Annotated in this window: 20 protein-coding genes; 12 read left to right on the forward strand and 8 right to left on the reverse strand. The window is 67.3% G+C overall.

What is annotated here, in order from left to right; all coding sequences use genetic code 11:
* Nucleotides 1–34: 34 nt before the first annotated feature.
* From KGR00_RS03120 to KGR00_RS03140, 5 genes are all read right to left on the reverse strand, one after another.
* Nucleotides 35–1,240, reverse strand: coding sequence for an MFS transporter (locus tag KGR00_RS03120; RefSeq protein WP_224417699.1), 1,206 nt, complete (start codon nucleotides 1,238–1,240; stop codon nucleotides 35–37).
* A gap of 139 nt (nucleotides 1,241–1,379) precedes the next feature.
* Complete coding sequence (locus KGR00_RS03125) at nucleotides 1,380–2,357, reverse strand: AraC family transcriptional regulator (protein ID WP_224417698.1); 978 nt, start codon at nucleotides 2,355–2,357, stop codon at nucleotides 1,380–1,382.
* Nucleotides 2,358–2,429: 72 nt separating this feature from the next.
* The gene (locus KGR00_RS03130; RefSeq protein WP_224417697.1) at nucleotides 2,430–2,777 is read right to left on the reverse strand and encodes a type II toxin-antitoxin system RelE/ParE family toxin; all 348 of its coding nucleotides are present in this window, start codon (nucleotides 2,775–2,777) and stop codon (nucleotides 2,430–2,432) included.
* A complete protein-coding gene (locus KGR00_RS03135; RefSeq protein WP_129139136.1) occupies nucleotides 2,774–3,037 on the reverse strand; it encodes a type II toxin-antitoxin system Phd/YefM family antitoxin in 264 nt (87 codons plus the stop codon). Before KGR00_RS03135 ends, KGR00_RS03130 begins: the two co-directional genes overlap by 4 nt.
* A gap of 86 nt (nucleotides 3,038–3,123) precedes the next feature.
* Nucleotides 3,124–3,780, reverse strand: a complete 657-nt coding sequence (locus KGR00_RS03140) for an arylesterase (protein ID WP_275423107.1) — start codon at nucleotides 3,778–3,780, stop codon at nucleotides 3,124–3,126.
* Between KGR00_RS03140 and KGR00_RS03145 the strand changes: the two genes are divergently transcribed.
* From KGR00_RS03145 to KGR00_RS03160, 4 genes are all read left to right on the forward strand, one after another.
* Nucleotides 3,779–4,507 carry an ATP-binding cassette domain-containing protein gene (locus KGR00_RS03145; protein WP_224417696.1) on the forward strand — a complete coding sequence of 243 codons (729 nt, stop codon included), beginning with the start codon at nucleotides 3,779–3,781 and terminating at the stop codon, nucleotides 4,505–4,507. The two genes, KGR00_RS03140 and KGR00_RS03145, sit on opposite strands and share 2 nt — an antisense overlap.
* Nucleotides 4,504–7,056 carry an FtsX-like permease family protein gene (locus KGR00_RS03150; protein WP_224417695.1) on the forward strand — a complete coding sequence of 851 codons (2,553 nt, stop codon included), beginning with the start codon at nucleotides 4,504–4,506 and terminating at the stop codon, nucleotides 7,054–7,056. Before KGR00_RS03145 ends, KGR00_RS03150 begins: the two co-directional genes overlap by 4 nt.
* 74 nt (nucleotides 7,057–7,130) lie before the next feature.
* The gene (locus tag KGR00_RS03155) at nucleotides 7,131–7,367 is read left to right on the forward strand and encodes an AbrB/MazE/SpoVT family DNA-binding domain-containing protein (RefSeq protein ID WP_129139139.1); all 237 of its coding nucleotides are present in this window, start codon (nucleotides 7,131–7,133) and stop codon (nucleotides 7,365–7,367) included.
* Nucleotides 7,361–7,687 (forward strand): type II toxin-antitoxin system PemK/MazF family toxin, encoded by a 327-nt coding sequence (locus tag KGR00_RS03160; RefSeq protein ID WP_129139140.1) that lies wholly within the window; start codon nucleotides 7,361–7,363, stop codon nucleotides 7,685–7,687. Before KGR00_RS03155 ends, KGR00_RS03160 begins: the two co-directional genes overlap by 7 nt.
* Before the next feature lie 23 nt (nucleotides 7,688–7,710).
* Here the strand turns inward: KGR00_RS03160 and KGR00_RS03165 are convergent, their stop codons facing one another.
* Both KGR00_RS03165 and KGR00_RS03170 read right to left on the reverse strand, forming a co-directional pair.
* Nucleotides 7,711–8,115 carry a type II toxin-antitoxin system VapC family toxin gene (locus tag KGR00_RS03165; RefSeq protein ID WP_224417694.1) on the reverse strand — a complete coding sequence of 135 codons (405 nt, stop codon included), beginning with the start codon at nucleotides 8,113–8,115 and terminating at the stop codon, nucleotides 7,711–7,713.
* Complete coding sequence (locus tag KGR00_RS03170; RefSeq protein WP_224417693.1) at nucleotides 8,112–8,351, reverse strand: AbrB/MazE/SpoVT family DNA-binding domain-containing protein; 240 nt, start codon at nucleotides 8,349–8,351, stop codon at nucleotides 8,112–8,114. The genes KGR00_RS03165 and KGR00_RS03170 overlap by 4 nt, the downstream gene beginning before the upstream one ends.
* A gap of 206 nt (nucleotides 8,352–8,557) precedes the next feature.
* On the opposite strand from KGR00_RS03170, the gene glyA reads away from it, so the two are divergent.
* From glyA to KGR00_RS03195, 5 genes are all read left to right on the forward strand, one after another.
* On the forward strand, nucleotides 8,558–9,826 hold the full coding sequence (gene glyA, locus KGR00_RS03175; protein WP_224417692.1) for a serine hydroxymethyltransferase: 1,269 nt from the start codon (nucleotides 8,558–8,560) through the stop codon (nucleotides 9,824–9,826).
* Nucleotides 9,827–10,073: 247 nt separating this feature from the next.
* On the forward strand, nucleotides 10,074–11,867 hold the full coding sequence (locus KGR00_RS03180) for a type I secretion system permease/ATPase (protein WP_224417691.1): 1,794 nt from the start codon (nucleotides 10,074–10,076) through the stop codon (nucleotides 11,865–11,867).
* A 2-nt stretch (nucleotides 11,868–11,869) separates the two neighbouring features.
* Nucleotides 11,870–13,249, forward strand: coding sequence for an HlyD family type I secretion periplasmic adaptor subunit (locus tag KGR00_RS03185; protein ID WP_224417690.1), 1,380 nt, complete (start codon nucleotides 11,870–11,872; stop codon nucleotides 13,247–13,249).
* Between the two features lie 2 nt (nucleotides 13,250–13,251).
* Nucleotides 13,252–14,787, forward strand: coding sequence for a TolC family outer membrane protein (locus KGR00_RS03190; protein ID WP_224417689.1), 1,536 nt, complete (start codon nucleotides 13,252–13,254; stop codon nucleotides 14,785–14,787).
* Nucleotides 14,788–14,891: 104 nt separating this feature from the next.
* Nucleotides 14,892–16,268, forward strand: coding sequence for an undecaprenyl-phosphate glucose phosphotransferase (locus KGR00_RS03195; RefSeq protein ID WP_224424115.1), 1,377 nt, complete (start codon nucleotides 14,892–14,894; stop codon nucleotides 16,266–16,268).
* A gap of 13 nt (nucleotides 16,269–16,281) precedes the next feature.
* Here KGR00_RS03195 and KGR00_RS03200 read toward each other — a convergent pair whose 3' ends face one another.
* Nucleotides 16,282–17,199 carry a glycosyltransferase gene (locus tag KGR00_RS03200; protein ID WP_224417687.1) on the reverse strand — a complete coding sequence of 306 codons (918 nt, stop codon included), beginning with the start codon at nucleotides 17,197–17,199 and terminating at the stop codon, nucleotides 16,282–16,284.
* Nucleotides 17,200–17,428: 229 nt separating this feature from the next.
* On the opposite strand from KGR00_RS03200, the gene KGR00_RS03205 reads away from it, so the two are divergent.
* From KGR00_RS03205 to KGR00_RS03215, 3 genes are read left to right on the forward strand one after another with little or no spacing between them, the layout of a single operon-like run.
* Nucleotides 17,429–18,259 carry an ABC transporter permease gene (locus KGR00_RS03205; RefSeq protein WP_129139147.1) on the forward strand — a complete coding sequence of 277 codons (831 nt, stop codon included), beginning with the start codon at nucleotides 17,429–17,431 and terminating at the stop codon, nucleotides 18,257–18,259.
* Nucleotides 18,249–19,700, forward strand: coding sequence for an ABC transporter ATP-binding protein (locus KGR00_RS03210; protein WP_224424116.1), 1,452 nt, complete (start codon nucleotides 18,249–18,251; stop codon nucleotides 19,698–19,700). Before KGR00_RS03205 ends, KGR00_RS03210 begins: the two co-directional genes overlap by 11 nt.
* Nucleotides 19,687–23,253: a glycoside hydrolase family 99-like domain-containing protein gene (locus KGR00_RS03215; protein ID WP_224424117.1), complete on the forward strand. Its 3,567-nt coding sequence runs from the start codon at nucleotides 19,687–19,689 to the stop codon at nucleotides 23,251–23,253. The genes KGR00_RS03210 and KGR00_RS03215 overlap by 14 nt, the downstream gene beginning before the upstream one ends.
* Nucleotides 23,254–23,355 lie beyond the last annotated feature (102 nt).

Below are 23,355 nucleotides of genomic sequence, written 5' to 3' on the forward strand. Positions count from 1 at the left end.
ATACCTGCGATCGGAAGGTGGATAAGCGGGCGGGTTAGACGTTACGGCGGCTGGGATCCAGCTCGCGCGTCGCCCAGGTGGTCGGCAGGGCGATGGCGAGACAGCCGGCGAAGGCGACCATGACCACCACCAGCCCCAGGTGCAGCCCGCCCGTGGCGATGCCGAACCCGATCAGTGAAGGGCCGAAGGAAAGGCTGCTCATGATCACCACGCCGCCGATGGTGGTCAGCTCGCCGTGCGGATCCATGCGCGCCAGCACCCCCTGCAGGTAGGGCAGCGTGAACGCCCACAGGAAGTTCAGGAGCAGGGTCGACAGGATGTAGGTCGTCGCCGAGTTCAGCGGCAGCAGCAGCGCGACGGCGGCCAGCGAGCCGAACAGGCCGATGCACAGTGGCTTGGTGTGGCCGAAGCGCGGCCCCAGCAGCATCACCGCCAGGGCGCCGGGCGCGCCGACGGCGCCGGTCAGGGCAATGACGTACTGGATGGTGTCCGCGCTGATGAGATGCTCGCCGAAGGGCTGCATGAACGCCCAGACGCCACCGTTGGCGAGTTCGAACAGGCCGATCGCCAGCAGCGCGCTCCATACCCGCCAGTCCGCGAACAGGGCCAGCATCGAGGTAGCCTTGCCGTCACCCGCATCGCCATCCGGCAGCGTCTGGTGCGCCATGAACGGCACCCCGAGCAGGGAGACCAGCGAACAGCCCACCAGGCACAGGTAGATGACTTCGGTGCCGTGGGCGGCCACCGGGTCGGCGAGCAGCGAGATCAGCCCGCCGGTGCCCAGGAACTGCATCATCAGCAGCATGGCGTAGCCGCGCTCGGGAAAGCGCTGCTTGGCCGACCACGCATAGGCCGTGCCCGCCAGCAACCCGGCACCGGCGCCGCCGACCCCCTGCACGATCATCAACCCGTGGAGGCTGTCGACGAACAACGAGACCAGATTGGCGATCAGCAGGATGGCGATGCCGGCCAGGGCGATCCGCACCCGGGACCGGCGTCGGATCAGCCAGGCCAGGAAGATCATGCCCACCGCCGTGCCCAGCAGGTTGAAGGATGCCACCTGACCGGCACTGGAAGGCGAATAGTGGCCGTTGTCGATCAGCGACGAGACCCACAGCGGCAGGACCGCCAGCAGGGTGAGTCCGGCGAAGCCGGAGAGCGCGACCATGAAGGTGGCGACGTAGCCGTCCACCTCGAGCTTGCGGCCGGGCCAGCGATCCGTGAAGGACAGATCACGCATGGTGAAACCTCACTGTTGTTATTGGCGTTCGCTCGAGGTTAGCAAGGGCGTCATGGGGAAAGTTCTGCGCGCGGCCAGAAGAGTTTTGCGATCGGACAGGCGCCGGATGCGTCCGGCGACCCGGGGGCGTGGCGGGAGATCAGCGGTGGCGGCGGCGATAGCTGGCGGGTGTCGTGCCCATCGAGCGCTTGAAGAAGGTGATGAAGTTGCCGGTGTGCTCGTAGCCGAGCTCGGCGGCGATCCGGTCGGTACTCAGATCGGTGAGGGTCAGCAGTGCCTCCGCGCGGCGGCACTTGAGGTGCTGGACGTGCTGCGAGATGGGCATCCCGTAACGGCGCTTGAACAGTGCCTTGAGCTTGCTTTCGCTCATCCCCGCCAGGCGGGCCAGTTCAGCCAATCGCGGCGGGTCGGCGACACGCTGTTCGAGATGCTCGCACAACCGTGCCAGCGCCTCCTCGTCGCGCTGGCGGAGGCCCGGCGTCAGCGGCAGGGCGGTGTCGAACGCGCCGATCGCCAGGCACAGGTACTCGACCGCCTTGGCGAACAGATAGGGGCGCAGCAGGTGCGGGGGCGTGGGCGGCTGCAGCATGTCGTTGACGCAGCGCCGGGTGCGCGCGTCGAGCGGCGCCGAGCACAGCGCGATGGGGTCGGCCTGATGCGTCATGCGTGCCATGAAGCCCGGAAGGGCGGTCGAGGCGCTGTCGTTCAGCAGGCGGGTCAGGGCCGCTTCGGTCATCACCAGTATCGCCATCACGTAGCGCTCGTGACTCGGGCAGGTATCGACGCAGGTCAGGGGCGCGGTGTGATAACTCAACACCAGCTGGTTGGGCGGCAGGGACTGGGTGCGTTCGCCGAGGGTGATCCGGTTGGCGCCCAGCAGCTTGCAACTGACGTAGAAATACCCCCCCGGCAGCGAGAAGGTTTCGCTGCCGGCCGACTCATCGAGGTTGATCAGTCGCAGCCAGACGCCCTGATCGAGGCGGTGCAGGGCCTCCCAGCCGCGATTGCCGGCCGTGTCCCAGCGCAACCGGAACGCCTCGTAGCGATGCTGCAACGTCCACCAGTCGTTGCCGCTGGTGCCGGTCAGCTCGGGAATCGCGGGCAGAGAGTGAGACATGGGCCTTCATCGCAGCGCAACCGAGTTCGATAGTGCGACGATAGCGTGGCGTGACGCAAGCCGGCAGGCTCGTCAATACAATAGCTGGTACTCGAACAGCAGTTGCTTGAAGTCCTGGCGCTGATGGGCGAAGAGATGAACGGCGACCTGGTTCTCGTCGGGCCGATAACGGTAGATGACGCGATAGCCGTCGATCAGCAGCTCACGGTAATGGCTGATGCCCATTTCCAGCGCCAGGCGACAGACGGGATAGGTGCCGGGCCGCTGAGATAACCGCTCCATGGTGGTCGTGAGCAATCTCAGGGAAAGCGCCTGCGCCTGCTCGAGGGGCATGTCCAATTGGTCGATCAAGAAGTGTTCGCAGGCTTCGAGAGAGGCTTCGGCCGTGGTCTCGAAGCTGACGACGACAGCAGTACTCACATCGACTCGCCTCGTTCGGCCGCGTGGCGAGCCTTGACTCGGGCCGTGAACTCCTCGGCGCTCAGGGTCTTGCCTTCCTCGCGGCTCTTCTCGCCGAGGCTCAGCAGCTTGAGCAGGGCGATGGCCTGTTCCCGGCGCTCGTGGGCGGCGTAGGATTCGACGACATAGGTCGGCTTGCCCTTCTGGGTGATGACCAGCGGCTCCTCGACGTCGAGGCTGGCGGCGTTCTGCTTCAGGTAGCTGATGGTTTCGGTGCGCATGGCTTGCCTCCGGATCGGGCTATGGCTCGGTGCAGTGGTCCAAGTTTGGTCCTTTTTTGGACTGCCGGCAATTCCCGAGGCCGCGATCACTCCTGGGCGGCGACAGCCGGCTTTGGCAACAGCGGCTCCAGCACCGGCCAGACATTGTCGAGCAGTCGCGGCTGAGCCTCGGCGGTGGGGTGGATGCCGTCGTCCTGCATCAGCGAGTCGTTCAGCGCGACGCCCTCGAGCAGGAAGGGCACCAGCGGCACGTCGTAGCGATCGGCCAGGCGGTGGTAGACCCGACGAAAGGCGTCGGCGTAGGCTTGACCGTAATTGGGTGGAATCTCGATGCCCAGCAGCGCCACCTTGGCGCCGGCCTGCTGGCTGGCCTCGATCATGCGCGCCAGATTGGTCTGCATCTGCTGCGGTGGCAGCCCGCGCAGGCCGTCGTTGCCGCCGAGTTCGAGCAGAACGATGTCCGGGTGGTGCTGTCGGAGCAGATCGGGCAGGCGCGTCGCGCCGCCGGCGGTGGTCTCGCCGCTGATGCTGGCGTTGACGACCTTGACCGAATCGTCGAGGCGCGCATCGAGCAGCGCCACCCAGCCCTGGTCGCGATCGATGCCGTAACCGGCGCTGATGCTGTCGCCCATTACCAGCACCGTGGTCGGGGCGTTCGCCGCAACCGCCTGGGCGGCCCCCAGCCACAACCCGAGCCACGCCAGCAGCACCAACCGTGAAACCACAGGGAAAGCATGTCTCATGTCCGACTCCCATGCGCGTGAATCCGCCTCGCAACAGTCCCCGATTCTACAGGCACGCGGGCTGTCCAAGCACGTCGCCAGCGGCGATCGCCGGCTGACCATTCTCGACGGGCTCGATCTGTCCGTCATGCCGGGCGAGAGCGTGGCGATCCTGGGCAGCTCCGGGGCCGGCAAGTCGACCCTGCTGGCGTTGCTGGCGGGGCTTGATGCCCCCAGCCACGGCGAACTCGAGCTGTTCGGATCCTCGCTGCCGTCGCTCGACGAGGACGGCCGGGCCGCGCTGCGTGCCGGCCGGGTCGGTTTCGTGTTCCAGAATTTCCAGCTGTTGCCCACGCTGACCGCGCAGGAAAACGTGCTGCTGCCGCTGGAGCTGCTGCCCGGCCGCGATCACCAGGAACGCGCCCGCGAATGGCTGACCCGGGTGGGGCTGGGCGAGCGTCTCGATCACCTGCCCAAGCAGCTCTCCGGCGGCGAACAGCAGCGGGTGGCCGTGGCGCGTGCCTTCGTCACCCGGCCCGAGCTGGTGTTCGCCGACGAGCCCACCGGCAACCTCGACCGCGACACCGGAGCCGCGATCATCGAACTGCTGTTCGAGATCAACCGCGAGGCCGGCACCACGCTGGTGCTGGTCACCCACGACCCCCATCTGGCGCGGCGCTGCGAGCGCTGCCTGCGTCTCGAGGGCGGTCGTCTCGAGGTGCTCGACCGCGACGAGGTGCAGGCATGACCTCGCCGGGGGCCATGCTGGCGCTGTCGCTCAAGGGGCTCAGGCGCGACCTGCGCGCCGGCGACGTGCGCGCGCTGTTCGTCGCCCTGGCCCTGGCCGTGGCCGCGACGACCATGATCGGCTTCTTCCTCGACCGCCTGGATCGCGGTCTGACGCGTCAGGCCGGGCAACTGATGGGCGGCGACATCAAGCTCGAACAGGGCAGCCCGTTCGGCGACGAGCTGCGCGACACCCTGCACGGGGCGGGGCTGACCCTCTCCGATCAGGTCGACACCGTGTCCATGGTCAGCCGTGGCGAGGCCTTCCAGCTCGCCAGCCTCAAGGTGGTCGACGGCGCCTACCCGCTCTATGGCCAGGTGCATGTCGATCTCGGCGACGGCATCACGCTGGTCTCGCGCGGCCCCGAGCCGGGCAGCGTGTGGATCGCGCCGCGGCTCGCGCAACTGCTCGACGTGGCGATCGGTGACCGCGTGCGGGTCGGCCAGAGCGAACTGACGGTTTCCGGCATCATCGACCGCGAGCCGGACCAGTCGGCGGGCTTTTCGAGCTTCAGCCCGCGGTTGATGATGCGTCTGGCCGATCTCGACGCTACCGGCCTGGTGCGCCCCGGCTCGCGCATCGAGTACGAACTGCTGGCCAAGGGCCCGCCCGAGGCGGTGAGCGCGATGGACGCCACGCTCGAACGATTGCGCGGCGAGGGCGTCGAGATCGAGAACGTCCGCGACGACCGCCCGCAACTGGGAAGCGCCCTGGAGCGCGCCGAGAAATACCTGAGCCTGGCGGGGCTGGCGGCGGTGCTGCTCGCCGGGGTCGCGGTGGCGATGGCCACCCGGCGTTACGTCGATCGTCACCTGGATACCGCCGCGCTGCTGCGCTGCTTCGGGGCCAGTCAGCGCCAGCTCGCCCGGCTGTTCGCCTGGCAGTTGCTGTGGCTGGCACTGGCGGCCTCGGTGACCGGCGCGCTGCTGGGACTGGCGGGCCAGGCCGGGCTGCTGGCGCTGTTGACCCGCTTTCTGCCGCTGGAACTGCCGCCGCCCGGCGTGCTGCCGCTGCTGCTCGGCGTGCTCACCGCGCTGGCGGTACTGGTGGGCTTCGCCGGGCCGACGCTGTTGCGGCTCAAGCGCGTCAGCGCGTTGAAGGTGCTGCGCCGCGAGCTCGATCCGCTGCCCGCCTCGGCGTGGCTGGTGGTGGCCGTGGCCAGCCTGGTGTTCGGCGCCTTGCTGTGGCTCTACTCGGGGGATTTCGGCCTCTCGGCGGCCTTGCTCGGCGGCGGGCTGATCGCCCTCGCGGCGCTCTGGGCCCTGGGCTGGGCGCTGCTCGCGCTGGTGCTGCGGCTGGCCGCGCGGGTCGGACGTGATGACGCCACCTCGCGCCCCGGCGGGCTGGCACAAGCCCTGCGCCTGGGCGCCAGCCAGCTGGCGCGTCGCCGTCACGCCAGTCTCGGCCAGTTGCTGGCCTTCTCGGTGACCTTCGCGGCCATGGCGATCATCACCCTGGTGCGCGGCGATCTGCTCACCACCTGGCAGACACAGCTGCCCGCCGATACGCCCAACTACTTCGCCATCAACATCCAGCCCGGCGAGCGCCAGGGCTTCGTCGACATCCTCGACGAGGTCGCCGAGACCCGCACCGCGCTCTACCCCATGGTGCGCGGGCGGATCACCGCCATCGACGGCCGGCCGCCGCGTCAGGCGGTTCCCGAGGAGCACCGCGGCGACAACGCCCTGCAACGCGAGCTCAACCTGACCTGGCGCGAGGAAGTGCCCGACGGCAACCGCGTGGTGGCCGGGCAGTGGTTCGACGCCGATACCCAGGTGGCGCCGGGCAGCGTGCCCATCTCCTTCGAGAGCGGCCTGGCCGAACGCCTCGGCGTGGGCCTCGGCGACACCCTGACCTTCACCATCGGCAGCGATACCGTCACCGGCGAGATCACCAGTCTGCGCGATCTCGACTGGGACAGCTTCCGGCCCAACTTCTTCGTGATCTTCCCGCCCGGGGTACTCGAAGGCTACGGCCACAGCTACATCACCGCCTTTCATCTCGACGCCGCCGCCCACGGCGACGTACTGGGGCGGCTGGTCTCGGCCTATCCCGGGGTGTCGCTGCTCAACGTCGACGCCATCCTCGGCCGGGTGCGCGATCTGCTCGCCCAGGTCACCCGCGCGGTGGAGCTGGTGCTGGGCTTCGTCCTGCTCGCCGGCATCAGCGTGCTCTACGCCGCGCTCACCGCCAGCCATACGCTGCGCACCCACGAAAGCGGCCTGCTGCGGGTGTTCGGCGCCGGCAACCGGCTGATCTCCCGGGTCCAGGGCGTGGAGTTCGCGCTGCTTGGCTTCACCAGCGGGCTGATGGGGGCGCTGCTCGCCGAACTCGCCGCGCTGGGCATCTATGCCGGCTTCCTGGATCTCGCGCCGCGCCTGCACCTCTGGTTGTGGCTGGTGTTGCCGCTCGGCGGCGCGCTGCTCATCGGCGTGATCGGCCATGGACTGTCCCGCGGCGTGCGGCGCCAGGCCCCGGTCGAGAGCCTCGGTCTGCTGGGGGAGGGCTAAGCCTGTGACCAGGCGCTGGCAAAATAGCCGTCCAAGTAATAACATAGTTATTACTTGGCATGTCTGGAGGAGCCATGAGAACGACACTACGCAAGATCGGCAATTCACGTGGCGTACTGATTCCCGCGCTATTGCTCGATGAGTGCGGTATCGATGGCGAGATCGAGCTGCACCAGGAAAACGGACGTATCGTCATCGAGCCGGTAAAACCGGCGCGACAGGGTTGGTTCGAGGGCTACCAGGCAGAGCACGATACCGATGCCTGGCAAGGCTTGCCCCCCGAAACCGATAGTGACGATTGGGAATGGTGAAGCGACCAAAATCCGTCCGGCGCGGCGATGTCTACTGGGTGAACCTGGACCCGACCCTGGGCAGCGAGATACGCAAGACTCGGCCCGCACTGGTCGTTTCTCCCGATGACATGAACGCCGCCTTGCCACGTGTCATCGTGGCGCCCATTACCAGCAAGGGCCAGCCGTTGGGTTGTCGGCCCGAGCTGACCTTCCAGGGTAAGCAAGCCCGCATCCTGCTGGATCAAGTGCGTTGTATCGATAAGGCCCGCTTGCTGGGCCGGCTGGGCGAGATCGACAAGGCGATATGGCATCCGCTGCTACTGGAAATGTTCGAATAGCGGGAGGCGGGCCTCCAGGCCTCTCAAAGCCAGTTTTCCACCCGTAATCCCTCGACACGATCGAACTCGCCAGTGTTGGCGGTGACCACGATGCGCTGTTCCGCCAGTGCCTGAGCGGCGATCAGCAGGTCGTTGGGGCCGATCGGCGTCCCGGCGCGTTCCAGTTGCCGGCGGATTCGGGCGTAATGTCGATCGGCGGGTGGCTCGAACGGGCGCACGTCCAACACATCGAGCAGTGTTTCCACCTGGCGCGTCAGACGCTCGGAGCCCCGCCTGCCGGCACCAAAGCGAAGCTCCGCCGCGACGATGACGCTGGTCGCGATGGCATCCTCACCGACCTCGGCGATCCGCCGTGCCACGGCACCGTGCGGGTCGCGAACGAGTGCGGAGACGATATTGGTATCCAGAAGATAGCCGTGGCGACTCATAACTCGACATCATCGAGCGGCATCATCCCCTCATCGACATCGCCCAGGGGCTCATCGACCGGCTCTAGACGCTGCAGGGTCTCCAGCAGCCCGGCCTTTTTGATCGGCTCGATGATCAGGGTGTCGCCCTCGCGGCGAATGATGGCCTCGTTTCCGGCCAGCTCGAATTCGCGGGGAATGCGCAGGGCCTGATTACGGCCATTGCGGAAGAGACGGACGTGACGTTCGCTCGACATGGCTACCTCGCTTTTGGCCTATGCTAAAGCATAGGTCTCGCATTGTGTCATGTCCACTCGCTGAGTTGTCTGATCCTGACTTCAGCCTCACTAAACCCCGCGTGAGAAATTCTCGGGCAGCCTTGACCGCCTTTCATGTGAAAGGGGGGAGGGGCTGGGGTATCATGCCGGCCTGGATTCACCCCTTGATCCGAGGATTCTCGCCGATGTTCACCCGTGATATGCAGATTGCCGGTTTCGATGACGCGCTCTGGAAAGCGATGCAGCAGGAAGACGCTCGCCAGGAAGCGCACATCGAGCTGATCGCCTCCGAGAATTACGCCAGCCCGCGCGTGATGCAGGCCCAGGGCACCCAACTGACCAACAAGTACGCGGAAGGCTACCCCGGCAAGCGCTATTACGGCGGCTGCGAGCACGTCGATGTCGTCGAGCAACTGGCGATCGACTACGCCAAGCAGCTGTTCAACGCCACCTACGCCAACGTCCAGCCGCACTCCGGCTCCCAGGCCAACGGCGCGGTCTTCCAGGCGCTGGTCAAGCCGGGCGACACCGTGCTGGGCATGAGTCTCGACGCCGGCGGTCACCTGACCCACGGCGCCAAGCCCAACTTCTCCGGCAAGCACTACAACGCCGTGCAGTACGGCATCGACGAGCGCGGCCACATCGATTACGACGACGTCGCCAAGCTGGCTCGCGAGCATAAGCCGAAGATGATCATCGCCGGCTTCTCCGCCTACTCGCAGATCATCGACTGGGCCCGGTTCCGCGAGATCGCCGACGAGGTGGGTGCCTACCTGCTGGTCGACATGGCGCACATCGCCGGGCTGGTCGCCGCCGGCGTCTATCCGAGCCCGCTGCCGCACGCCCACGTGGTCACCACCACCACCCACAAGACCCTGCGCGGCCCGCGTGGCGGCCTGATCCTCTCCGCCGAGGACGACGCCGACATCGAGAAGAAGCTGCAGTCCGCGGTCTTCCCCGGTGGCCAGGGCGGTCCGCTGATGCACGTCATCGCCGCCAAGGCGATCTGCTTCAAGGAAGCCATGGACCCCGCGTTCAAGAGCTACCAGCAGCAGGTGGTCAAGAATGCCCAGGCAATGGCCGGCGTGTTCCTCGAGCGCGGCTACGACGTGGTCTCCGGCGGCACCGAGGATCACCTCTTCCTGCTCTCGCTGATCAAGCAGGGCCTGACCGGCAAGGACGCGGACGCCGCCCTGGGCCGCGCCCACATCACCGTCAACAAGAACGCCGTGCCGGGCGACCCGCAGAGCCCGTTCGTCACCTCCGGCCTGCGCATCGGCACCCCGGCGGTCACCACCCGCGGCTTCGGTGAGGCCGAGTGTCGCGACCTGGCCGGCTGGATCTGCGACATCCTCGACGCCATGCAGCAGGGCGACTCCTCGAAAGCCGAGGCCGACGTCAAGGCCAAGGTCGAGGCCGTCTGCGCGCGCTTGCCGGTGTACCGCCAGGGTTGACCCCAAACGGCGGAATAGCTGCCGCCCGTAGAGGCTGATCGAGGCGCCGTCCAACGGCGCCTCGTTCTATTTTGTGAAGACGCCCCTCATGCTGGCGTCGCGATTCTGATATCCTTGGCGGCCTCGCTTAAGGAGCAGGACCGCCGAGCGAAGCGCCGACAGTTCGAGAGCCGTGAGCACGGACATCCAGGTGTCGCCCATCGGTGCCTGCAACCCCTTGTTACCCAACCATTTAGTGAGTGAGCGCATGGCCACCCGTCAAGAAGCCACCGACTTGCAACGTGCCTTGAAGGCATGTCGGGGATCGTTCGTTTCGGTGGGGTTCTTCAGCATGTTCATCAATCTTTTGATGCTGGTGCCCCCCCTCTACATGCTGCAGGTCTACGACCGCGTCATTTCCTCGCGCAGCGCTGACACCCTGCTCATGCTGACCCTGGTGGTGATCTTCCTGTTCGCCGTCATGGGGCTGCTCGAACTGGTGCGTTCGCGGATCCTGATCCGCGTCGGCAACCGCCTGGACACCATGGTCAACCAGCGCCTCTACAGCGCCATGTTCCGGCGCAGCGTCATGTCACAGGGCCAGCAGTCCGCCCAGCCGCTCAACGACCTGACCAGCCTGCGCCAGTTTCTCACCGGCAATGGCCTGTTCGCCTTCTTCGACGCGCCCTGGGTGCCCATCTACCTGGCCGTGCTGTTTCTCTTCCACCCCTGGCTGGGGGTCTTCGCCACCTGCGCGGGCATCGTCCTGCTGACCCTGGCGATCGCCAACGAAAAGGCCACCAAGGGGCTGCTCTCCGAAGCCAATTCGGAAAACATCAAGGCCCAGGAGCTGGCCAACTCCAACCTGCGCAACTCCGAAGTCCTGCACGCCATGGGCATGCTGCCCGGCATCATGGGCCGCTGGGCGAGCAAGCATCACGAATTCCTCGCCAAGCAGTCCCAGGCCAGCGATCGCGCCGGTGCGCTCGCCAACGCCTCCAAGGTGCTACGCATGCTGTTCCAGTCGATGATCCTCGGTCTGGGTGCCTTCCTGGTGCTCGAGGGCGAGATGACACCCGGCATGATGATCGCCGGCTCGATCCTCATGGGCCGGGCGCTGTCGCCGATCGACCAGATGATCGGCAGCTGGAAGGGCTTCGTCGCCTCGCGCAGCGCCTACAAGCGTCTCAACGAACTGCTCGAACAGATTCCCGAGGAGCAGCGGCGCATGTCGCTGCCGGCGCCCAAGGGCGACATCGACGTCGAGACGGTCGCCGCCGCGCCTCCGGGGGTACGCATGGCGACCATTCGCGGCATCAACTTCTCGGTGGGCAGCGGCGAGCACATCGGCATCATCGGCCCCAGTGCGGCCGGCAAGTCGACCCTGGCGCGCGTGCTGCTGGGCATCTGGCCCACCCAGGTCGGCAGCGTGCGCCTCGACGGCGCCGAGATCATTCACTGGAATCGTGACGAACTCGGCCCGCACATCGGCTATCTGCCCCAGGACATCGAACTCTTCGACGGTACCATCAGCGAGAACATCGCCCGCTTCGGCCAGGTCGATGCCCAGAAAGTCGTCGCCGCCGCCCAGAAGGCCGGCGTGCACGAGATGATCCTGCAATTGCCCAACGGCTACGACACCGTCATCAGCGGTTCCGGCGGGGCGCTCTCCGGCGGCCAGCGCCAGCGCATCGGCCTGGCCCGGGCGCTCTACGGCAACCCGGTACTGGTGGTGCTCGACGAGCCCAACTCCAACCTCGACGACAGCGGCGAGCGCGCACTGGGCGAAGCGATCCGCCAGCTCAAGGCCGAAGGCACCACGCTGTTCGTCATCAGCCATCGCCAGAGCGTGCTCAAGCACGTCGATCAGTTGCTGGTCCTCAAGGAAGGCCAGGTCAGCATGTTCGGCCCGCGCGATCAGGTGCTGGCGCAGTTCGCCAAGCCCGCCGGCAGCGGCCGGTCGAGCCTGGCCGGCAGCAGCAAGTCGGGCAGCCGTCTCACCGCCGTGCAGGGCGGTGGCAACCAACCGGGCAGCGATTCGCAATCCTCGGAGCAGAACTGAGCATGGCAGGCGACAACTCCACCAGTCACGACATCACCCCCTACGAGGAATCCATCGAAGGGGAATCGGTCTCCCGCGAACCGGGCAAGAAGACGCTGCCGATCAACGACCGCGGCTATCGGCGTCTGGGCCTGCTGATCCTGCTGATCGCCTTCGGCGGCTTCGGCGGCTGGGCGGCGACCGCCGACCTGGCCGTCTCCGTGGTCGCGCCGGGCTCGGTCTCGGTCGAATCGTTCAAGAAGACCGTGCAGCACCTGGAAGGCGGTATCGTCAAGGACATCCTCGTCGAGGACGGCGACCATGTCGACGCCGGCCAGACCCTGATGGTCCTCGACAAGACCCAGGCGCGCTCGCAGCTCGAGATCGCCCGCTCGCAGTACCTGATCAATCGCGCCGCCGAAGTGCGCCTGATGGCCGAGCAGAAGGGCGCCGATGCGCTCGACTTCCCCGAGGAACTGCTCGACAGCGACGCGCCGCGCGTCAAGGAAGTGCTCGCCGTGCAGCGCGCGCTGTTCCAGGCGCGCCGCGAATCGCTCCAGGGTACCCTCGACGCCCTCGACGAGCAGGCCAACCAGATGCGCGAACAGATCGACGGCCTGCAGAAGATGATCAAGGTCAACCAGTCGCGTATGGCCTCCCTGCAGAGCGAGGCGCGCGATTACCGGGCGCTGTTCAAGGAAGGCCTGGGCGACAACCAGCGCCTGCGCGAACTCGAGCGTCAGGTGCTGCAGTTCAAGGGCGAGATCGCCCAGCACCGTTCCGAGATCGCCAAGCTCAAGTCGCAGATCAGCGAGAACAAGGTCCAGCAGCAGGTCAAGCAGCAGGAGTTCCAGAAGGAGGTCGGCGAGCAGCTGCGCGAGGCCCAGGCCAACATCGCCGACGCCGAGGAGCGCATGACCGCGCTCAGCGACCAGGTCAAGCGCACCACCGTCACCGCGCCGGTCGCCGGCACCGTGGTCGGCATGACGATCCACACCATCGGCGCCGTCGTCAAACCCGGCGAGCCGATCATGAACATCGTGCCCTCCGGTGACGACTTCGTGGTCGAGGCCCGCATCCCCAGCAAGGACATCGACAACATCTATCCGGGGCAGTACGCCGAGATCCGCTTCAGCGCCTTCAATCAGCGCCTGACCAATGTCATCGAAGGCGAGGTGACCAACGTCAGCGCCGACACCTTCAAGGACGAGGCCACCGGTACCCAGTACTACAAGGCCCGGGTCAAGGTGACGCCGAAAGGCAAGCGCGAGATGACCGAGAACATGCAGTTGCTGGCCGGCATGCCCGCCGAAGTGATGATTCGCACCGGCGAGCGCACCTTCGCCAGCTACGTGGCCAAACCCATCACCGACATGCTGGCACGCGCCATGCGTGAGGAATGACCATGGTCAAGCGATTCAAGCGACTCCCCCTGTACGGCCTGCTGGTCTCGGCGCCACTGGCCGCCCCGCTGGCCATGGCCCAGGGCGATGGCGGCATGCACTGGACCGACGAGCTGCCGGTCATGAACGGCCAGCCGGCGCCGGGTGACGTGGCCAGCGTTGCCGTCGGCGAGGCCGGCGCGAGCGTCGCCGAGGGTGACGCGTCGGCGTTGGGCAACGAACACGCGCTGCCCTCGCTGCCACGGCTGTTCGAACTCGCGCTGAGCAACGACGCCAAGCTGGCCAGCCAGCGCTACAACGCCGAAGCCACCCAGCAGAACGTGCCGATGACCCAGGCCGGGCTCAAGCCGCAGGTCAGCGCCAGTGCCAGCTATCTCTATCAGCATTCGGACAACTACTACACCGACAATCCCGAGTACAACCCGGACAACGAGCTCAGTACCGTCAGCGACGACTACGAGGCGCGCTACCAGGGCGTGACCCGGGACAAGACCTGGCAGGTCCAGGTCACCCAGCCGCTGTTCAGCCTCGAGCGCTGGCGCAAGGTGGGCAAGGCGGAAGCGCAGAGCGACGCCGCCACCCTCAAGGTGGCGGTGGGCGAGCGCGATCTCGCCCTCGACGTCGCCAAGGCCTACCTGGACGCCTTTCTCGCCTCGCGCAAGCTCGGCCTACTCGACTCCAAGGAGAAGTCGCTGGAGTTGCAGGTCAAGCAGGCGCAGCGCGCCTACGATCTCGGCGTCGGCGACCGCATCAACCTGCTCGAGTCGCGTTCGCGGCTCGACCAGGCCGTCTCCGACAAGCTGCAGGCCGAGAACGAGCTGGACAACGCCCTGAGCGTGCTCGAGCGTTTCACCGGCCAACTGCCCGAATTCACCGGCAGCCGGCTCGGCGACCTGGGCACGGTCGACCTCACCGGCGATTTCGGCGATGAGCAAGAGTGGCTCGACCGCGTCGTCAACAACGTCGAGGTCAAGCTGGGCAAGCAGCAGGAAGCGGTCGCCAAGGCCGAAACCGGGGTGCGCCGCGCCGGCCACTACCCCGAGCTGAACCTGAGCATGTCCTATTCCGACCGCGACTCCAACGACCCCTACCGCGAGAGCAAGGACGCCTCGGCCAGCCTGCGGCTCAACGTGCCCATCTACGAGGGCGGCTATACCACCGCCAGCGTGCGCCAGGGCGAACTCTCGCTGAAGGCCAGCCGCTCCACCTACGTCAACGCCCTCAAGATGGCGCGTCAGGAAGTGCGAACGCGGCTGCGCAGCCTCAAGGGCGACGCCCGGCAGATCGAGGCCCTGCAGCGCTCCGTCGACTCCAGCAACCTGTTCCTGGAAGCGGCCGAGAAGGGCGAGAAACTCGGGCTGCGCGATCTCGTCGACGTGCTCGACGCCCGCGCCGATCTCTACGACCAGCGCATCAAGCTCGTCGAGACCATTCGTCAGTACCTGCTCGATCGCCTCAACCTCAAGGCCGCGGTGGGCGACCTGGACACCCAGGATCTCGTCGATACCATGCAGGTACTGCGTCAGGTGACCGGGTGAGCGCCGGCCGCGCGGCGCAGCGTGCCGGGTCGTGCCGGCCCGGCCACGCCGCGGCGTGACGGCCGCGACGACACGGACGCGCCACCCACGAGGCAAGCACGCCGATGATGCCAAGACGGCCCGGTAACGACCTCCTGCGCATGGTCATGCGCGGCTTCGACGCCGCCACCGCCATGCTGGTCAGCGCCTTCTACTTCTGGTGCCTGCCCGATCTCGCCTTCGGTTTCGGCACCGAATACCCGCTGCTGATCGTTGCCGGCTCCCTGCTGCTGCCCGCCACCGGCGAGATATTCGGGCTCTACGAGCCCTGGCGCGGACGCAGCGTGTTCAGCATGTTCGGCACCTACTTCGCCAGCTGGCTGACCACCGTGCTGCTGATCAGCGCCTTCCTGGTCGTCACCCAGAGCGGCTATATCTATTCCCGGCTGTGGATGGGGCTCTCCGCGCTCAGCGTGCTGGCGGTCGGCCTGCTCGCCCGCGGCCTGCTCTACGGCTACCTGCGGCGGCTGCGTGCCCGCGGCCGCAACATCAAGTCGATCCTGTTCATCGGCCCCGCCGCCAACGCCGAGCAGACCCGCCAGCGCCTCGCCGGCATGCCCTACATCGGCTATCGCATCGACCGCACCATCGACTACGACCGCGACGACCAGGTCCTCGAGGCAGTCGTGCAACTGGCCAGGGAATCGGTCTTTCAGCGCGACTTCGACGAGATCTGGCTGAGCTTTCCGCTCAGTTGCGGGAACACCGTCAAGGCACTGGCCGACCGGCTGATCGGCGTGCCGGTCAACGTGCGCTACTTCCCCGATCTTTCCGACGTGCGCCTGCTCAACCACCGTGCCGCCCAGGTCGCCGACATGTTCTCCATCGACCTCAACTACAGTCCGCTCCACGGCCCGGCACGCATCGTCAAGAGCATCGAGGACTACCTGCTCGGCACCTTGCTGTTCGTCGGCTTTCTGCCGGTCATGCTGCTCGTCGCGCTGGCCGTCCGGCTGTCGATGGGGCGGCCGGTGCTGTTCAAGCAGTATCGCCACGGCCTCGACGGCAAACGCTTCAAGATCTACAAGTTCCGCACCATGCGCGCTCATTCCGCGACGGACGGCACCCGCCAGGCTCAACGCAACGACCCGCGCATCACCCCGCTGGGCCGCTGGCTGCGCCGCACCAGCCTCGACGAGCTGCCGCAGCTCTACAACGTGCTCCAGGGGCGCATGTCGCTGGTCGGGCCGCGCCCCCACGCCCTGGATCACAACGCCTTCTACAAGGACATGATCGTCAAGTACATGCAGCGCCACCGGGTCAAGCCCGGGATCACCGGCTGGGCGCAGATCTACGGCCTGCGCGGCGAGACCCGCGATGTCGGCGACATGGAACGGCGGGTCGACCACGACCTCTACTACATCAACAACTGGACGCTGGGCATGGACCTCAAGATCCTCGCGCTCACCGTCAAGCGCGGCTTCTTCAACCCCCAGCCCTGAACCGCGGCGCGCGTCAGGCGTTGCGGCGCCAGTAGCCGGCGTGCATCGACAGCCCCGGCTTGCAGCGCTTGGGCAGCCGTTGGTGATGGCGGCCCAGCGAATAGCCCAGGTACTTCAAGCCGTTGCGCACGGTAGCCATGGGCAGCAGCCAAGGCGCGCGGTGCAGCAGATAGCGGGCCTCGGAGGCCACGAAGCGCCGCCCCTCGCCCTCGGCGCGGCCTGTCATCTCCAGCAGCCACGGCTCGTTGGCGTGCAGCACGCCGATATCGAAGTAGCGGCGGAACTCCTGGAACAGCGAATAGTTGTGCGAGTGATAGACTTGCGCCTCGGCGCAGTAGTGCAGCCGCCAGCCGTTCTTCAACAGCCGCGCGCCGGCGATCATGTCCTCGCTGAGGATGGTCCCGCAGGGGAAGCCGCCGGCCGCGATCAGCGCCTCGCGCCGGTAGGCGGTGAACGAGTTGGACAGGAAGGCCGCACGAATGCCGTAGCGTGTGACATCCTCGGCGGCCATGGTGTGCGAGTGGGGCGGGTAGTTGAACAGTCGGGCGTGGGCGGCCACCGGCGTCGCCCAGTCATAGGGCAACTGGCGACCGTAGGCGGCGCCGATGCTCGGGTCGTCGAAGGCCGCGACCAGTCGCGTGAACGCTTCCGGCGAGGCGACCAGCGCATCCTGGGTGACGAAGATCACGATGTCGCAATCCGCCAACAGCTCCAGCGCCCAGCCACGGGTACCGCCGTGGTCGAAGTCACCGCGCGCGATGCGCCGCACCTCGCAGCCCTCGGCCTCGGCCAGCGTCGCCGTGGCATCGTCGGACATCGAATCGATGACCAGCAAGCGATAGCCGTTCGCCGCCTGCCGCGTCGCCGCCAGCCATGCCGCCCAGTCGGCGCCCGCATTCAGGGTTGGTACACAGATACCGACTCGACGCAACGCTGTTCTCCCTCGTTCATCCATGACCTGTCGCTTACCGGCGACACTGCAGGGCCGCCGGCGCACCTCCGGTGCCACGACCCGCGTCAGCCGGCGGCCCCGCGCCGGGTTCCGGATCGGCGACAATTCTCAACATAACCCGACTACTGTAATATGCCCGACCAAATGGCCGTCAGCGGCACGGATGTCGATCATACACGGCTCGAGTCGTAGTTGATAAAGAGGGACGATGAATCCTCACGCTTACCAATCGGTTTCGCTTCCGGCGATGCTACAGCGCCTGTGGCGCTACCGGAACCTGACACGGCAGATGATTCAGCGGGACGTCGTCGGGCGCTACAAGGGCTCGGTGCTGGGTCTCGCCTGGTCGTTCTTCAATCCCATCATCATGCTGGGTGTCTACACCTTCGTCTTCACCGTGGTGTTCGAGGCGCGCTGGGGCATGACCCCGGAAGGCGGCCAGGCGCACTTCGCCCTGCAACTGTTCGCCGGGCTGATCGTGCACAGCCTGTTCGCCGAAGTGCTCAACCGCGCCCCGGGACTGATCCTGGCCAACGAGAACTACGTCAAGAAGGTGGTCTTCCCGCTGGAGATCCTGCCCCTGGTGCCGCTCGGTTCGGCGCTGTTCCACGCCATGGTCAGCCTCGTCGTGCTGGTGCTGGCGCAGCTCGCGATCGACCACGACATACCCGCGACCCTGCCGCTCGCGCCGCTGGTCGCCTTGCCGCTGTGCCTGCTGGCGCTGGGCCTGGGCTGGATGCTGGCCTCGCTGGGTGTCTTCCTGCGCGACATCGGCCAGACCATGTCGCTGGTCACCACCATGCTGCTGTTCCTCTCGCCGGTGTTCTACCCGCTCTCCGCGCTGCCCGAGACGTTCCGCCCGTTCATTCTCGCCAACCCGCTGACCTTCATCATCGAACAGATGCGCCGGGTGGTGATCGCCGGGCAGATGCCCGACTGGCTGGGGCTGACGGCCTACGGCCTGGCGGCACTGGTCGTCGCCTGGCTGGGCTTCGCCTGGTTCCAGAAGACACGCAAGGGGTTCGCCGATGTGCTCTGACAGCGTGCACGCCGCCGAGCGCGTGGCAGCGGAAAGCGCCGGAGCCGGGGAGGGCGCCGCCCGCGGCGACGTGGCCATTCGGGTCGCCGACGTCGCCAAGTACTACCGGGTCTACGCCACCCCCCGCGACCGGCTCAAGCAGTTCATCGTGCCGCGCCTGCAGCGCCTGATCGGTCGGCCGCCGCGCGAATACGGCCGCGACTTCCACGCCCTCGACGGCATCAGCTTCGAGATCGCCCGGGGCGAGACGGTCGGCATCATCGGCCGCAATGGCTCCGGCAAGTCGACCCTGCTGCAGATGATCTGCGGCACGCTCGCGCCGACCCGCGGCGAGGTCGGCACCCGCGGGCGCGTCGCCGCGCTGCTCGAACTCGGCGCCGGTTTCGACCCCGAGTTCACCGGCCGCGAGAACGTCTACATGAACGCCACGGTGCTCGGCCTGAGCCGCGAGGAGATCGACGCGCGCTTCGACGACATCCTGGCCTTCTCCGAGATCGGCGATTTCATCGACCAGCCGGTCAAGACCTACTCCAGTGGCATGTACGTGCGTCTGGCGTTCGCCGTCATCGCCCACGTCGACGCCGACATCCTGGTCATCGACGAAGCGCTCGCCGTGGGCGACGCCTTCTTCGTCCAGAAGTGCATGCGCTTTCTGCGCGACTTCATGAAGCGCGGCACCGTGCTGTTCGTCAGCCACGACACCGCCGCGGTGCTCAATCTCTGCCAGCGGGCCATCTGGCTCGACGGCGGCAAGGTGGTCGCCGAGGGTGAGCCCAAGGATGTCGCCGACGCCTACCTGCAGGCCTTCTTCGAGTCCAACCAGGGCAGCGGTAGCGCCGGGCGCGCCTCGGCCGGCACTCGCCAGGCCGAGCCGGCGCCCCGCGAACGCCGCGACATGCGCCAGGACCTGATCAACGCCTCGCCGTATCGCAACGACCTGGAAATCTTCGAGTTCGACCCCTCCGCCAGCGGTTTCGGCAAGGGGCACGCCACCATCGAGCACGTCGAACTCACCGACGCCGACGGCCAGCCGCTGTCGTGGATCGTCGGCGGCGAGACCGTCACGCTGCGGATTCGCGCCCGCGCCCAGAGCGGCGAGCCGCTGACACGCCCGATCATCGGCTTCTACGTCAAGGACCGCCTGGGCCAGACCCTGTTCGGCGACAACAGCTTCCTGACGTACCGCGACGACCCCGTCGGCACCGCGCCCGGCCAGGCGCTGAATGCCGCCTTCACCTTCCGCATGCCGATTCTGCCCCGGGGCGACTACAGCATCAGCACCGCCATTGCCGACGGCACCCAGGACGAGCACGTGCAGCATCACTGGATCCATGATGCGCTGTTCTTCAAGTCGCACTCCAGCAGCCAGAGCCACGGCCTCGTCGGCATTCCCATGCACGCCATTTCGCTAGAGGTTGATAGCCCGCATGAAGTCCAGTGATTCCAACGCCTTGCCCACGACGGGAGAACGTTTCCTGCCGGAGTTCGATGGCGGCATCGTCGCCGAGCACCAGCATCGCTACCGCCTGGCGCAACGCTATGTCGAGGATCGGGTCGTGCTGGATATCGCCTGCGGCGAGGGCTACGGCTCGCATCTGCTGGCCGAGAGCGCGGCGCGGGTCATCGGCGTCGACATCGACGCCGACACCGTGGCCCATGCTCGGGCCGCCTACCCGGGCGACAACCTCGAATTCCTCATCGGCGACTGCGCCGCGATCCCCCTGGACGACGCCTCGGTGGATGTGGTGGTCAGCTTCGAGACCATCGAGCACCACGACCGCCATCAGGAGATGCTCGCCGAGATCCGCCGCGTGCTGCGCCCCGGCGGCCTGCTGATCATCTCCAGCCCTGACCATCACGAATACAGCGTGGTGCGCGATTTCGACAACCCCTACCACGTGCGCGAACTGAGCCGCGACGAGTTCGCGACCCTGCTCGGCGAACACTTCGCCCACCACGCCCTGTTCGGGCAGCGCGTGGTCTACGGCTCGCTGGTGGTGCCCGAAAGCCGCGAGCCCACCGCCATGGTCACCTACGGCGGCGAGCGTGGTGGCAACGCCGGTGGTGCCGTCATCAACGGCCTCGACGACCCCATGTACTGGATCGCCCTGGCCAGCGACGCCGAACTGCCGACGCTGCCGGCGAGCTGCTACCGCCAGGACATCGCCCACGCCGACGCCGTGATCGAACGCCAGCAGGCCCTGGATGCCGCCCGTGCCGCCCTGGAAGGCTACCAGGCCGCCGTCGACGAGCGCGATGCGCGCATCGCCGGCATGAACGAGGCCATCGACGAGCAATCCCGCGCGATCGAGGCCCGCGATGTCCAGCTCGAGACCCTACAGGCCGAGCGTGAGCGCCTCATCGCCGAGTGTGAGCGCCTCATCGCCGAACGCGACGGCTTGAGCGCCGAACAGGCCCGCCTGGAAGACGAGATCGCCCGACTTGCCGATGACCTCGCCGAGGCCCGGGCCGAGCGCGACCGCGCCGTCGACGAGCGCCAGACCCTGGAAAGCCAGCTGGTCGACCTCAACGGCCACTACTTCCGGCTGCAGGCCCGCGCCCAGTCGCCTGGCTGGCTGCTCAAGCGCCTGGTCAAGCGTGCCTGGCAATGGCCGAGCGAGGCCCGCCGCGCCCGTGACGAACGCCGTCAGATCGCCGAATCCGGCCTGTTCGACGCCGAGTGGTACCGCCAGCACAACCCCGACGTGCACAGCCGCGGCCTCGACCCGCTGGCGCATTACCAGCGACACGGCGGCTACGAAGGGCGTGCCGCCTCGGCGGATTTCGACACCGCCAGCTACCTGCGCCAGCACCCCGAGCTGATCGACCGCCGCGAACACCCGCTGCTACATTACCTGCGCAGCCGGCCGGGGCAGGGCGGCGAAGCCACGCACCACGCGGCCAGCGGCGACCGGCTGTTCCCGATCCTCTTCGAGGGCGCCGCCAAGCCCAGCGAACAGTATGTCGCGCCCACCGAGTACGCCCTCGACGGCGATACCCGCATGCGCGCCATCGCCTTCTACCTGCCGCAGTTCCACCCCATCGCCGAGAACGACCGCTGGTGGGGCAAGGGCTTCACCGAGTGGACCAACGTCAGCAAGGCGGTGCCGCAGTTCGTCGGCCACGAACAGCCGCGCCTGCCCGGCGAACTGGGCTTCTACGACCTGCGCATCCCCGAGGTCCAGGAACGCCAGGTCGAACTGGCCCGCCAGCACGGCATCGAAGCCTTCTGCTTTCACTACTACTGGTTCAGCGGCCGCAAGCGCCTGCTCGAACGGCCCATCGACCAGTACGTCGCCAACCCCAACATCGACTTCCCGTTCTGCCTGTGCTGGGCCAACGAGAACTGGACGCGGCGCTGGGACGGCCAGGAAAACGACGTGCTCATGGAGCAGCGTCACGAGCCCCAGGACGACCTGGAGTTCATCGAGGACATCGCCCCGCTGCTCGAGGACCCGCGCTACCTGCGTGTTGACGGCAAGCCCGTGCTGATCGTCTACCGGGTCGACATCATCCCCGACGCCGCGCGCACCGCGCGCACCTGGCGCGAGTTCTGCCGCGAGCGCGGCATCGGCGAGCTGCACCTGGTCTGTGCCCAGAGCTTCGGCATCGGCGACCCCGAGCCCTACGGCTTCGACGCCGCCGTGGAATTCCCCCCGCACGCCCTGCAGGCCCGCCAGATCGAAGGCGAGCTGGAATTCCTCAACCCCGAGTTCGCCGGGCGCGTCTACGATTACCGCGACGTGGTCGCCAGCCAGATCGCCAAGCCCCGCCCCGAATACCGCCTCTACCCGACGGTCTTCCCCGCCTGGGACAACGAGGCCAGAAAGCCCGGCCGCGGGCACATCTTCCACGGCGCCAACCCCGGCGACTACCGGCGCTGGCTCGACGACGCCTGCCGCCGCAGCGACGCCAACGCCGGCGACGGCCAACTGGTGTTCATCAACGCCTGGAACGAATGGGCCGAGGGCGCCTACCTGGAGCCCGACCGTCGCCACGGCTACGCCTTCCTGCGCGCCACCCAGGAAGTGCTCGCCCACTACCCGGCGGCCCACGCAGCGCCCCGGGGCATCGCCGACATGGCCGCCACGCCGCGCGCCCATGACACCGCCGTGATTCTGCATCTGTACTACCCCGAAATGTGGCAGACGGTACTGCCCTGGCTCCGACACATACCCGACGGCCATGACCTCTTCGTGACGCTGGCCGAGGATGCCCCTGCCGACACCGAGCAGCGCCTCGCCGCCGACGTGCCCGGCGTGCGCACCGCCCGGGTGCCCAACCGCGGCCGCGACATCGCCCCCTTCCTGGAAGTGCTGCGCGCGATCCGCCCGCTCGGCTACGCGGCGGTGTGCAAGGTCCACGCCAAGAAGAGCCTGCACCGCAGCGACGGCGAAGGCTGGCGCGACGAGATGTTCCAGGCCTTGCTGGGTGACGCCGGGCGCATCGCCGAGATCCAGCGTGCCTTCGCCGACAACCCCGAGCTGGGGCTGGTCGGCCCCGCCGGCCACTGGCTGGCCTACCCGCGCTACTGGGGCATTCATCCGGAAAGCCCGGCCCATGTTCACCGCCTGCTCGAGACCCTGGGCGACGCCGAGCCGCTGGACACCATGCACTTCTTCGCCGGCTCGATGTTCTGGTGCCGCCCCGAGGCCCTGGACCCGCTGCTGAAGGCCGTGCACTGGGGCGACTTCGAACACGAGCTGGCGCAGACCGACGGCGCCCTCGGCCACGCCGTGGAGCGCATCCTCGCCCGTGCCGTGCAGACCGCGGGCTTCCGCGTCACCGACAGCGACGCCCCGGCGCGGCTCGACCGCGCGCCCAGGGTGAATGACCGCTACGGCTACGCCGCCCCGTGCCCGCCGCCGGCGGACACCAGCGCCGACTATGCCCCGCGCCAGTGGTCGGGGGCCAAGGCTCGGCTGCGACAAATTGCCCGGCAGAGCCCTTTGGCCCGACGTTTGCGGCGGGAAATCCTCAGCCGAATCGGTTGAATTGCGCTAGTAAATCCTCACTATTCTCGGCCAACGCCACCCGCCCAGGGTGGCGTTTTCATGACAGATACCGAAATATCAGGCTTTCCTTGATAGTGAGCA

Source organism: Modicisalibacter sp. MOD 31.J (assembly GCF_020147985.1).
Classification (GTDB): domain Bacteria; phylum Pseudomonadota; class Gammaproteobacteria; order Pseudomonadales; family Halomonadaceae; genus Modicisalibacter; species Modicisalibacter coralii.